This window comes from Geomonas subterranea, assembly GCF_019063845.1.
In the GTDB taxonomy this organism is placed as follows: Bacteria; Desulfobacterota; Desulfuromonadia; order Geobacterales; family Geobacteraceae; genus Geomonas; species Geomonas subterranea.
The window spans coordinates 1,751,997-1,764,137 of record NZ_CP077683.1 but is presented as its reverse complement, the minus strand read 5'-3'; the positions used below and the strand labels follow the sequence as shown (position 1 = coordinate 1,764,137).

Sequence of the window (12,141 nt, the reverse complement as noted above, 5' to 3'; positions counted from 1 at the left end):
AACCGCGCCACCCCGGATACTGTATCCCACCGGGGTGCCGCGTTTTTTAGATTTTGCCCGAAATCTACCCAATCCACAGGTAACCCATGACCAAGAAGTGTCTAGCGCTCCTTTTCCTGCCCCTGCTGATCAACGCCTGCGCCACCACCGAACACGCTTCGGAGACACCGCCGCTCGCCGACCTCGGCGCCATCATCGCGCCGACCCCTCCCCCGGGGGCGGGCAAGAACCTGTCGCTGTTCGCCGAGGCGCGGATGCGCGCGGCCGAAGGGGACCAGGAGGGTGCGCTGCTTCTGCTGCGCGAGGCGATGGCCGCCGATCCCGGCTCCGCTTTCCTGCATAACGCGGCCGCACAGATCTACCTGCAGCAAAACCGCCCCGAGGACGCGCTCACCGAGTGCCAGGCCGCCATCGCCATCGATCCCGCTTCGCTTCAGTCCGAGCTGCTGTGCGGCAACATACTGATGAGCCTGCAGCGGGAGAAGGAAGCGGTCCAGCACTACAAGAGGGTGATCGAGCTCGACCCGACCAAGGAAGAGGTCTACCTGCACATCGCCATCTACTACCTGAAGAACTTCGAGTACGAGCAGGCCGTGGACACGCTGAAGGCGCTGGTGAAGGCCTCCCCCGACTCTGCCCTGGGGTACTACTACCTCGCCAAGACCTACGAGCAGATGAAACTCCCCAAGGAGGCGCTCGCCTACTACAAGAAGGCGGTCGAGCTGAAGCCCGATTTCGAACAGGCCCTGATCGAGATGGGGATCTCCCAGGAGACCCAGGGGCTGATACCCGACGCCATCGACAGCTACAAGGATCTCCTCGAGATCAACCCCAACAACGCCAACGTCGTTCAGCACCTGGCGCAGCTCTACATCCAGCAGAAGCGCCTCGAGGAGGCCCTCGCCCTCCTGCAGCAAAAGGGGGGGAAGTCGCTGGAGACCTCGCGCAAGATCGGGCTGCTGCTGCTCGAACTCGAGCGTTACGACGAGGCGATCAAGACCTTCCAGGACATCCTCAAGGCCGAGCCCGACGCGCAGCAGGTCCGCTTCTACCTCGCCTCCGCCTACGAGGAGAAGGAGGACGTGGACCAGGCGATCAACGAGTTCAGGCAGATCTCCCGCGATTCCCCGTACTACCTGGATTCCCTCGGGCACATGGCCTACCTGTACAAGGAGAAGGGGCAGCCTGAGAAGGGAATCGCGCTGCTGCTGCGGGAGATCGGGGAGCAGCCCTCCCGTATCGAGCCCTACCTGCACCTGGCAGGCTTCTACGAATCGATGGAGCAGTACCAGCGGGGCATCGACACGCTCAAGTCCATGGACATAAAGATGCAGTCCGATCCGCGCGTGCTGTTCCGGCTGGGGATTCTCTACGACAAGATGGGGCAGAAGGAGCTTTCCGTCAGCATGATGAAGAAGGTGCTGGAGGTGACCCCCGAAGACCCGCAGGCGCTCAACTACCTTGGCTACACCTACGCGGAGATGGGGGAGAACCTGGAGGAGGCGCTCACCTACCTGAAGAAGGCAGTGAGCCTCAGGCCGGATGACGGCTTCATCCTGGACAGCCTTGGGTGGACCTACTTCAAGCTCAAGCGCTACAACGACGCGATCGCGCAGCTGGAGCGGGCAGCCGAGCTTTCGGAAGGGGATGCCACCGTCGTTGGACACCTCGCCGACGTCTACTGCGCCACCCGGGCCTTCAAGAAGGCGCTGCCGCTCTACAAGAAGCTGCAGAAGATGGAGCCCGAGCAGAGCGCCGAGCTCGCCGAGAAGATCAAGCGCTGCCGACAGGAAGCCGGTGAGAAATGATCCTGGCCCGAATCCTTTGCCTCCTGCTCCTCCTGATGTGCGCCGCCTGCGGCCAGGATGCGCCCTGGAATAAGGTGCAGGCGCAGGGGGGGAAGGGTGCGCAGTTCGTCACCGGCAGTATCGGCGAGCCTTCCACCCTGATACCCATCCTCGCCTCCGACAGCGCTTCCAGTGACATCGCGGGGCTGGTCTACAACGGGCTGGTGCGCTACGACAAGAACCTGAAGCTTGAAGGGGACCTGGCCGAGTCGTGGGACGTTTCCGGGGACGGGCTCCAGATCACCTTCCATCTGCGCCGCGGGGTGAAGTGGCACGACGGCCATGACTTCACCTCGCGCGACGTGCTCTACACCTACCGCGTCACCGTCGATCCCAAGACCCCGACCGCATACGCCGAGGATTTCAAGCAGGTGCAGAGCGCCCAGGCACCCGACCCGTACACCTTCCGGGTCAGCTACGCGAAACCCTTCGCACCCGCGCTCGCCTCCTGGGGGATGCCGATCCTTCCCGCGCACCTCCTCGAAGGTAAGGACATCACCAAGAGCCCGCTTTCGCGAAACCCGGTCGGCACTGGCCCGTACATCTTCAAGGAATGGGTCCCCGGGCAGCGACTCGCGCTGGAGGCCAATCCCAATTACTGGGAAGGGGCGCCGCACCTCTCCCGCTACGTCTACCGCATCATCCCCGACAACTCGACCATGTACATGGAGCTCAAGGCGGGGGGAGTGGACATGATGGGGCTCTCCCCGGTGCAGTACCAGCGCCAGACCACGAGCAGGCAGTTCCTGGAGCGCTTCAACAAGTACCGCTACCCGGCCTCGGCCTACACCTACCTCGGCTACAACCTGCGGCTGCCCATGTTCCAGGACGTCAGGGTGCGCCGGGCCATCACCTGCGCCATCAACAAGGAAGAGATCATCCAGGGGGTGCTGCTCGGCATGGGGCAGATCGCCCACGGCCCCTACAAGCCCGGCACCTGGGCCTACAAGGCCAAGGTGGAGAACGACCCCGGCTACGATCCGGCACGTGCCAAGGCCCTCCTGGAGGAGGCGGGGTACCGCATGGGGGGGGATGGCATCATGGCGAGGGGGGGCAAGCCGCTCAGCTTCACCATCATGACCAACCAGGGGAACGACCAGCGCCTCAAATGCGCGCAGATCATCCAGATGCGCCTGAGGCAGGTCGGCATCGACGTGAAGATCCGGGTGATGGAGTGGGCTTCCTTTTTGACCAACTTCATCGACAAGGGGAAGTTCGACGCCGTGCTCATGGGATGGACCATCTCCCAGGACCCCGACCTCTACGACGTCTGGCACTCCTCGAAGACCGGCCCCAAGGAGTTGAACTTCATCCACTATCTGAACCCCGAGCTGGACCGGCTCATCGTCGAGGGGCGCGGCACCTTCGATATGGCGAAGCGGCGCGACTGCTACTACAGGATCCAGGAGATCCTCGCCAAGGACCAGCCGTACACGTTCCTTTACGTGCCCGACGCGCTGCCGGTGGTCACTTCGAGGATCAAGGGGATAGAGCCTGCTCCCGCGGGGATCATGCACAACTTCATCAAGTGGTATGTGGAGTAGGGAAACCGGGCAACGAAAGATTGGTTGCCGATAGTCCTCCGCAGCATATGTTCCACATCCCCTCTCCCTCAGGGAGAGGGTCAGGGTGAGGGGGGCGTTGAATAGACATCCCTCACCCGCCCTTCGGGCACCCTCTCCCTCAGGGAGAGGGGATCTTCCGGGGGCAGTTGTTAAACGGGCATTGAAAGCACGGCGACTACTGCAGCTACTAGACTACTGCAGCTACTACTTTAGGGATCTATGGCCAATTACCTGATCAAACGGATACTCATGCTGATCCCGCTGCTCTTGGGGATCACGCTGATTACCTTCACGGTGATCCATCTCGCTCCGGGGGAACCCGTGGAGATGCAGACGGCGATGAGTCCCAAGGCTTCGGCCGCGTCGCGGGCCCGGCTGCGGGAGTTCTACGGCCTGGACAAGCCGCTGCACGTGCAGTACGGGATGTGGCTCTCCAACCTCTCGCGGCTCGATTTCGGCCGCTCCTTCGCGCCGGACAACCGGCCGGTGCTGGACAAGATCAAGGAGAGGATCCCGATCACCATCTCGCTCAACGTGGTCGCCCTGATCCTGGAGTTCGGCCTCGCGCTCCCCATCGGCATCATGGCCGCCGTGCACCGTGACACCCTGCTGGACCGCGCCATCTCGGTCTTCGTCTTCGTCGGGTTCGCCGTGCCCACCTTCTGGCTGGCCCTTTTGTGCATGTACCTCTTCGGGGTGAAGCTCTCCTGGCTTCCCATCTCCGGCATCCACTCGCTGGGGAGCGACCACTGGTCCTGGTGGTGGCGCACCCTCGACCTCGCAAGACACCTGGTGCTCCCGATCTCCATCGCCACGTTCGGGAGCCTGGCGGGGCTCTCCCGCTACATGCGCTCCACGATGATCGAGGTCCTGTCGCAGGACTACATCACGACGGCGCGGGCCAAGGGGGTGCGGGAGCGGGTCATCATCTACCGGCACGCCCTGAAAAACGCGCTCCTTCCGGTGATCACTCTGCTCGGCTTCTCGCTTCCGGCCCTGATCGGCGGCAGCGTCATTTTCGAGACCATCTTCTCCATCCCCGGCATGGGGCAGCTTTTCTACCAGGGCGTCATGGCGCGCGACTACCCGCTGGTGATGGGCATCCTCGTCATCGGCGCCTGCCTGACCCTGGTCGGCAACCTGCTGGCCGACCTCTGCTACGCCGTCGCCGATCCGCGCATCCGGCATGGGAGGGGATGATGAGTGTTCGGGGGTGCCATGCGTGACCAGGTAAGCAGCCCGCTCCGCGAGTTCTGGCAGCGCTTCACGGCCAACCGTTTCGCTACGGGGGGGCTGGTCGTGATCGTGGTCCTGTTCCTGCTGTCCCTGGCGGCTGGAGTGGTGACGCCGTACCGGCCGGACACCATCGACGCCTGGCACGTGCTTTTGCCCCCTTCCGCCAGCCACTGGTTCGGGACGGACGAGTTGGGGCGCGACGTGTTCACCCGTGTCGTGTACGGCGCGAGGGTATCGCTCAAGGTAGGCTTCGTCGCGGTCGGCATCGCGGTGGTCATCGGCACGGTTATCGGTCTTTTCGCCGGTTTTTACGGCGGGTGGATCGATTCGGTCCTGATGCGGCTGGTCGACATCATGCTCTGCTTCCCGACCTTCTTCCTGATCCTCGCCGTGATCGCCATGCTGGAGCCTTCCATCTGGTACATCATGGTGATCATCGGCCTCACCGGCTGGATGGGGGTGGCGCGCCTGGTGCGCGCGGAGGTGCTTTCGCTGAAGAGCCGTGACTTCATCCTGGCGGCGCGGGTGCTGGGAGCTTCGGATCTGCGCATCATCTTCCGGCACATCCTTCCCAACGCGCTGTCTCCGGTGCTGGTTTCGGCGACGCTCGGGGTGGCCGGTGCCATCCTCACCGAGTCCGCGCTCTCATTCTTGGGAATCGGCGTGCAGCCGCCGACGCCAAGCTGGGGCAACATCCTGACCTCGGGCAAGGACTACATCGAGTTCGCCTGGTGGCTCTCGCTGTTCCCGGGGGTGGCCATCCTGGTCACCGTGCTTTCCTACAACCTGGTGGGGGAGGGGATCCGCGACGCGCTCGACCCGAGAAGGCAGTAAGAGGCAGAAACCGCTCAGGCTTCGAGTTCAACGTTCCGGATCGCGAGCTGGCCGTGGTGAGGGCGCCCCGACGGCTGACTCATCGGGTGGCCTGGCAGGTGAGAGCGGCAGGGGGGCACGCTCTGCAGGCGCCACCATTACGGTGAGGCCGCAGGCGTGGCAATGAGGGCCTCCTTAAACGCAGAACGCTGAACGTTGAACATCTTTTTTAGACAAGAGGATTTCATGGCTGAACTTTGTGAAGAGGCATTCGACGTACTGAAGGTTGATAAAAGGGATTTCGTGCCGACGACCCTCGAGGACGAGGTGCGGGTGGATAAGCTGTGCAGCGATCTGCTGCACCGTTTTTACGAAGAGCTGCAGCAGACAGGGATGACGCCGGAGCAGGCGACGGCCTTGGCCGGCGCGGCGGACTATTTCACCCGCGATTTCGTGGTTTCCATCAAGGGACGCAGCATCTTCGATGAGCGCGCGGGGATCGTGCGCCAGTTCGCCGGCAACTGGTACATCGTCAACACGATGGAGCCGCTGGCGTCCGAGATCGAGGGGTACCTGGCGGGGATCCGTGAGTTCTACCGCTTCCTGTTCGGCCACCAGCTCATCTCGCTCAAGTTCCTGCAGGCCATCGAGGCGGAGTGCGCGGAACTCGATTTCTACGCGGGGCGCATCGAGTCGTTCTGGGATATCGTGGGGGACGGGTACCACGCCTGGGAGAGGGAGTGCACGCTGAAGGACTAGAGCGGCGCAACGGTTCCGTTCGACGCTCGACGTTCGACGTGTCTTTCCCTCCGGGCCGTCGGGTTGGCCGGTAGCGGCGGTGACTGTGGTGCCGGCGGGGCTGGGCGAATGTTTATTCGCCCCTACATTTCCTGCCGCCACAGGGGCGAATGATCATTGCCCTGACGCTGCACCGCATCTCCGCGGAACTCGCCTGCGTCGCTGCATCTGCTAGAAACCGTACCTGCTAGAAACCGCACCTGCTGGATAACCGCACCTGCTGGATAACCGCACCTGCTGGATAACCGCACCTGCTGGATAACCGCACCTGCTGGATAACCGCACCTGCTAAAAACCGCACCTGCTATCGCTACATGGAGCCTTCCCGTTTGAATGACCTCGTCACGCATGTCCGCTCGCAACATCTCTTCTCGCCGGGCGAGACCGTGGTGGTCGCCGTCTCGGGAGGGGCGGATTCGGTCGCTCTCCTCGACATCCTGACCCGGCTCGACGACGAACGCCTGGACCTGGTGGTCGCCCACCTGAACCACTGCCTGCGCGGCGCCGAATCGGACGGCGACGAGAAATTCGTCTCTGACCTCGCCACCCGCTACCATCTCCCCTTTGTCGCCATCCGCGTCGATGTCGCTTCCTTCGCCATCGCGGAAGGGTTTTCCCTGGAGGACGCGGGACGGCAGGCCCGCTACGCTTTCTTCCACGAGGTGGCCAGACGCCGCGGCGCCACCAGCATCGCGGTGGCGCACCACTTGGACGACCAGGCTGAGACGGTGCTGATCCGGTTGCTGCGCGGCGCCGGCGGCACGGGGCTGAGCGCGATGGCGGCCAGCGGCGACAACCTCATCAAGCGGCCGCTGTTGCAGATAAGCCGCGCCGAGCTCGAGCACTACTTGAAGAGCCGCGGTTTAAGCTGGCGGACGGACTCGACCAACGCAGACACCGCCATCCTGCGCAACAGCATCCGCCACGAACTGATTCCCACCCTCAGAAAGTACAATCCCAGGATCAGCGAGCGGCTCGCCGCCACGGCCGAGATCCTCGCGGCGGATGAGGAACTCCTGGCACATCTGACCGGCAGCGCCTTCGACCGGCTCGCCCGCGTCGACAACGACAAGGTCATTTTCGGGATCGAGGCGCTGCTCAAAGAGCACCGCGGGCTGCGCCTGCGCCTGTACCGCCACGGCCTTCACGAACTACGCGGGGACCTGATGCGCATCGCACTCACGCACCTGGATGCGATCGACCGCCTCGCCCGTTCCAGCCGCCCCAACGCGAGCCTCAAACTCCCGGGGGCGTTGCGCGTGGAGCGCTGCTATGACCGGCTCAGCTTCACCTGTGCCGCGCCGCCTGTCGCGCAACGCTGGGAACATGTGGTGACGGGCGAGGGGAGCCATCTTCTGCCCAACGGCATGACGCTCACGGTGCGGCTGGTGCCGCCTCCGCAAGATCCGGCAACCGGGTCCCAAAAGCTCGCCTACCTCTCGGCCGAGGGGGCGCCATTCCCCTGGCTGGTGCGCCCCTTCACTCCCGGCGACCGCTTCACGCCCCTTGGTATGACCGGGTCGCAGAAGGTGAAGGAACTTTTCATCAACGAAAAACTGCCACTTCATGAGCGCAGCCGCGTGCCGCTCGTTTTCAGCGCAGGTGAGATCGTCTGGGTGGCGGGTGTGAGGCTCGGGGAGAGGGGACGGGTAACTCCCGCGACTGGCGCGGTTTTACGGGTGGAAATTCTTGAAATCACACCTTAAAGCTCTTGTCAACCAGCACCCTTTATGGTAATCCTTTTTACTCATTTGAACGCTTTTTTCTTCGTTCTCATAAGGAAGCGGGGGATGGCGACCGTTCAACCAGGCACCAGGCTTTCTGTGTCATCGCATAACAGAGACAGATCCAGTGCTTGCAGCATACCGACTGATCGGGAGGAAACTTGAATCAATTCTATAAGAACCTGGCACTCTGGCTCGTGATCAGCTTGATGATGATCCTGTTGTTCAACCTGTTCAACAAGCCGAAGCCGACCCAGGAAAAACTGGACTACAGCGATTTCATCGAGGCGGTGGAAACCGGCAAAGTGAAGAACGTGAACCGCCCGGTGGCCTCGGTGATCATCCAGGGCAACGAGATCATCGGCAAGTTCGCCGACGGCAAGGAGTTCAGGACCTTCAAGCCGGCCGACGCCAACCTGACCGACAAGCTGATCGAGAAGAAGATCGTGGTTTCCGCACGGCCCGAGGAGGAGCGCTTCTCCTGGTTCTCGCTGCTGGTGTCCTGGTTCCCCATCATCTTCCTCGTTGCGGTGTGGATTTTCTTCATGCGCCAGATGCAGGGGGGCGGCGGCAAGGCGATGGCCTTCGGCAAGAGCCGCGCGAAGCTTCTGACCGAGGCGCAGGGACGCGTGACCTTCGAGGACGTGGCCGGCATCGAGGAGGCCAAGGACGAACTGGAAGAGATCATCAACTTCCTGAAGGACCCGAAGAAGTTCACCAAACTCGGCGGCCGCATCCCGAAAGGCGTCCTGCTCATGGGCCCTCCGGGCACCGGTAAGACCCTGCTGGCTCGCGCCATCGCGGGGGAGGCCGGCGTTCCCTTCTTCTCTATCTCCGGTTCCGACTTCGTCGAGATGTTCGTCGGCGTGGGCGCCTCCCGCGTCCGCGACCTGTTCGTGCAGGGGAAGAAGAGCGCTCCGTGCATCATCTTCATCGACGAGATCGACGCCGTCGGCCGTCACCGCGGCGCCGGTCTTGGCGGCGGTCACGACGAGCGCGAGCAGACCCTGAACCAGCTTCTGGTCGAGATGGACGGCTTCGAGTCCAACGAGGGTGTCATCCTCATCGCCGCGACCAACCGCCCCGACGTCCTTGACCCGGCGCTGCTCCGCCCAGGCCGCTTCGACCGCCAGGTCGTGGTGCCCCGCCCCGACGTGAAAGGGCGTGAGATGATCCTCAAGGTGCATTGCAAGAAGACCCCGCTCGCCCCGGACGTCGATCTCGGCGTCGTTGCCCGCGGCACACCGGGCTTCTCCGGAGCAGACCTCTCCAATGTGGTCAACGAGGCCGCGCTCCTCGCTGCCCGCAAGGAAAAGAGCATGGTCGAGATGATCGACTTCGACGATGCGAAGGACAAGGTTCTCATGGGTGTCGAGCGCCGCTCCATGGTCATCTCCGACGAGGAGAAGAAGAACACCGCCTACCACGAGGCGGGCCATACCCTGGTCGCGAAGCTCATCCCGGGCGCGGACCCGGTGCACAAGGTCTCCATCATCCCGCGCGGGCGCGCCCTCGGCGTCACCATGCAGCTCCCGATCGAGGACAAGCACAGCTACTCCCGCGAGTCGCTTTTGGACCGCATCGCGGTGCTCCTGGGTGGCCGTGTCGCCGAGGAGATCATCTTCAACTCCATGACCACCGGCGCCGGCAACGACATCGAGCGCGCAACTGACATCGCCCGCAAGATGGTCTGCGAGTGGGGCATGAGCGAGAAGCTGGGGCCGGTTTCCTTCGGCAAGAAGGACGAGCAGATTTTCCTCGGCCGCGACATGGCGCACCAGAAGAACTACTCCGAGGCGACCGCCATCGAGATCGACCACGAGATCAGGCTCATCGTCGAGCAGAACTACGCCCGCGTGCAGGAACTCCTGAAGGCGAACCTCGACTCGCTGCACCGCATCTCCCTGGCGCTCATCGAGAAGGAAAACCTGACCGGCGAGGAGGTCGACCGCATCATCGCCGGCAAAGAGGTCTCTTCCGAGCCTGTCGCAGCCGAGTGATGATCACGGCACGCACGTGGGACCTTTCCCGCCGCTCCCTGTCCCTGGAGCGTCCGCAGATCATGGGCATTTTGAACGTGACTCCGGACTCCTTCTCGGACGGGGGGCGCTTCTTCCCGTTTGAGGCCGCCGTGGAGCGGGCCCTGGAGTTGGAGAGGGAAGGGGCCGACATCATCGATATCGGGGGCGAAAGCACCCGGCCCAACGCTCCCGCCGTCACCCTGCAGGAGGAACTGGACCGGGTGCTTCCCGTTATAGAGGCTTTGCGGGGGCGGATCGCGGTACCCATTTCGATCGATACCTACAAGGCGGAGGTGGCCAGGGCAGCCTGTGCCGCCGGGGCCGAGATCGTCAACGACGTTACCGGTCTCATGTTCGACCCGGAGATGGCCGCTGTGGTGGCCGGGGCCGACGCCGGCGTCGTGGTGATGCACACCAGGGGCATGCCGGACACCATGCAGAAAGAGACCGGCTACGACGACCTGATCGCGGACGTGAAGGATTACCTGCAACGCTCCATCGCGCTTGCCACCGGCGCCGGACTGCCGGTTGAGCGGATCGCCATCGACCCGGGCCTTGGCTTTGGCAAGAGCGTCCAGGGGAACCTGGAGCTGATCAAGCGGCTCGAGGAATTCCTGCCGCTTGGACGTCCGATCCTGATGGGCCCTTCCCGCAAATCCTTCATCGGGGCCATCACGGGGAGGGACGGGGTAGAAAGGGTGTTCGGCACCGCCGCTGCGGTCGCTATGTCGATCGTGCACGGGGCCACCATAGTACGGGTGCACGACGTGGCGGCCATGAGGGACGTCGCCCTGGTGACGCGGGCGCTCATGTAGCTCCGCCCCAGAAAAACCGGAAGCACGGCTTCCCGACGGGTGTGGATGAATTCTTTCCTGCAAAATATAGGCATACTGCGGGACCTCCTGGACCTGTCGCTCGCGATACTGATCGTCTCCAGGCTGGCGCGACTTCTCAAAGGAGTGCTCGCGCTGCGCATCCTCGCCATCCTCTCGGGACTCGTCGCCCTGCACCTGCTGGCGCGCTTCTTCTCCCTGCAGACCGTCCGGCTCATCGTCGATCTCATCCTCGCCTCGTCCGTCGTGGGGCTCGCGGTCATCTTCCAGACCGACATCCGCAGGGCGTTCGCGACGCTCGCCAGGAGCCGCACCGGGAAGGACGTCGAGATGTCCGACGTGATCGACGAACTGGTGTTCGCGGTGGCGGGACTGGCCCAGAAGAAGATCGGGGCCCTGATCGTGATCGAGCGGGCCATCTCCGTGGACAGCTACCTTGCGGTCGGGACCGACATCGACGCCAAGGTGACCAGCGAGCTGATCTCGTCGATCTTTTTGCCGTACTCCCCCATCCATGACGGCGCGGTCATCATCCAGCACGGCAAGCTGACCAAGGCGGGATGCTTCCTGCCGCTCACCCAGAACCTCGAGGTGAGTAAGAGCCTGGGAACCCGGCACCGCGCTGCGATCGGGCTTACCGAACTGGTCGACGCGGTGGTCGTCGTCGTTTCAGAGGAGACCGGCACCGCGTCGGTGATCGTCGGGGGGAAGAAGACCGACGTGATCGACATGCCCTCCCTGGGCAAGACCCTGCGACGGCTGGTGGAGCCGAGGTGGCTTAAATGACGACGCATGTCAAAGGACAGGAATGGCTCAAGGGGGTGAAGCTCCTCTCGGTGCTCCTGGCGGTTTTGATCTGGCTCAGCGTGATTGCGGAGCGCCGGGGAGAGATGCTGCTCACCGTCCCCGTGGGGCTCGACCGGATGCCTCCGGGTTTGCAGCTGGACGGCTCGGCTCCGGCCGAGGTCGAGGTGGTGGTTTCGGGGCCGAGTATCCTGCTCTTTCTGCTACCCTTCCACCAGACCCGGTGCGGCATCGATCTCGCAGGCGCGCAGCCCGGGCAGCAGCTGGTCTCGCTGAAAGAGGCTGAATTCAACCTTGACCAGGAGATCAAGGTGGTCCATGTGGCACCGGCGACAGCGACCTTTGTGTTAACTCTTAAAGAAAAATAGACACTTGCTTCTCTGCGGCCAGCTCCCTCTCACCCTTCGGGAGAGGGCCGGGGTGAGGGGCTTTGGTTCTGGACACCTGGCAGGCAGATGAGGAAACCCCTCACCCGGCCTTCGGCCACCCTCTCCCGGAGG

At 63.3% G+C, this 12,141-nt stretch carries 10 protein-coding genes; all 10 read left to right on the top strand.

What is annotated here, in order from left to right; all coding sequences use genetic code 11:
• Positions 1-86 precede the first annotated feature (86 nt).
• Positions 87-1,808, top strand: coding sequence for a tetratricopeptide repeat protein (locus KP001_RS07595; RefSeq protein WP_217288929.1), 1,722 nt, complete (start codon positions 87-89; stop codon positions 1,806-1,808).
• The gene (locus KP001_RS07590) at positions 1,805-3,391 is read left to right on the top strand and encodes a peptide-binding protein (RefSeq protein WP_217288928.1); all 1,587 of its coding nucleotides are present in this window, start codon (positions 1,805-1,807) and stop codon (positions 3,389-3,391) included. Before KP001_RS07595 ends, KP001_RS07590 begins: the two co-directional genes overlap by 4 nt.
• A 240-nt stretch (positions 3,392-3,631) precedes the next feature.
• Entirely contained in the window at positions 3,632-4,612 is a 981-nt protein-coding gene (locus tag KP001_RS07585) for an ABC transporter permease (RefSeq protein WP_217288927.1), read from the top strand.
• 18 nt (positions 4,613-4,630) lie between these two features.
• Positions 4,631-5,482: an oligopeptide ABC transporter permease gene (gene opp4C, locus KP001_RS07580; RefSeq protein ID WP_217288926.1), complete on the top strand. Its 852-nt coding sequence runs from the start codon at positions 4,631-4,633 to the stop codon at positions 5,480-5,482.
• A 225-nt stretch (positions 5,483-5,707) separates the two neighbouring features.
• Complete coding sequence (locus tag KP001_RS07575) at positions 5,708-6,220, top strand: hypothetical protein (RefSeq protein ID WP_217288925.1); 513 nt, start codon at positions 5,708-5,710, stop codon at positions 6,218-6,220.
• Positions 6,221-6,588: 368 nt separating this feature from the next.
• Positions 6,589-7,965 (top strand): tRNA lysidine(34) synthetase TilS, encoded by a 1,377-nt coding sequence (gene tilS / locus KP001_RS07570; protein WP_217288924.1) that lies wholly within the window; start codon positions 6,589-6,591, stop codon positions 7,963-7,965.
• A 179-nt stretch (positions 7,966-8,144) separates the two neighbouring features.
• Entirely contained in the window at positions 8,145-9,983 is a 1,839-nt protein-coding gene (gene ftsH / locus KP001_RS07565; protein ID WP_217288923.1) for an ATP-dependent zinc metalloprotease FtsH, read from the top strand.
• Positions 9,983-10,819 carry a dihydropteroate synthase gene (gene folP, locus KP001_RS07560; RefSeq protein WP_217288922.1) on the top strand — a complete coding sequence of 279 codons (837 nt, stop codon included), beginning with the start codon at positions 9,983-9,985 and terminating at the stop codon, positions 10,817-10,819. Before ftsH ends, folP begins: the two co-directional genes overlap by 1 nt.
• A gap of 45 nt (positions 10,820-10,864) precedes the next feature.
• A complete protein-coding gene (cdaA, locus tag KP001_RS07555) occupies positions 10,865-11,623 on the top strand; it encodes a diadenylate cyclase CdaA (RefSeq protein WP_217288921.1) in 759 nt (252 codons plus the stop codon).
• Entirely contained in the window at positions 11,620-12,009 is a 390-nt protein-coding gene (locus tag KP001_RS07550; protein ID WP_217288920.1) for a YbbR-like domain-containing protein, read from the top strand. The genes cdaA and KP001_RS07550 overlap by 4 nt, the downstream gene beginning before the upstream one ends.
• The last annotated feature ends 132 nt before the right edge of the window (positions 12,010-12,141 follow it).

What these genes read in the sequence shown, in the direction of transcription:
- KP001_RS07595 (WP_217288929.1), top strand. Translation starts at nt 87, where the DNA reads ATGACCAAGAAGTGTCTAGCGCTCCTTTTCCTGCCCCTGCTGATCAAC.
- KP001_RS07590 (WP_217288928.1), top strand. Translation starts at nt 1,805, where the DNA reads ATGATCCTGGCCCGAATCCTTTGCCTCCTGCTCCTCCTGATGTGCGCC.
- KP001_RS07585 (WP_217288927.1), top strand. Translation starts at nt 3,632, where the DNA reads ATGGCCAATTACCTGATCAAACGGATACTCATGCTGATCCCGCTGCTC.
- opp4C (WP_217288926.1), top strand. Translation starts at nt 4,631, where the DNA reads ATGCGTGACCAGGTAAGCAGCCCGCTCCGCGAGTTCTGGCAGCGCTTC.
- KP001_RS07575 (WP_217288925.1), top strand. Translation starts at nt 5,708, where the DNA reads ATGGCTGAACTTTGTGAAGAGGCATTCGACGTACTGAAGGTTGATAAA.
- folP (WP_217288922.1), top strand. Translation starts at nt 9,983, where the DNA reads ATGATCACGGCACGCACGTGGGACCTTTCCCGCCGCTCCCTGTCCCTG.
- cdaA (WP_217288921.1), top strand. Translation starts at nt 10,865, where the DNA reads ATGAATTCTTTCCTGCAAAATATAGGCATACTGCGGGACCTCCTGGAC.
- KP001_RS07550 (WP_217288920.1), top strand. Translation starts at nt 11,620, where the DNA reads ATGACGACGCATGTCAAAGGACAGGAATGGCTCAAGGGGGTGAAGCTC.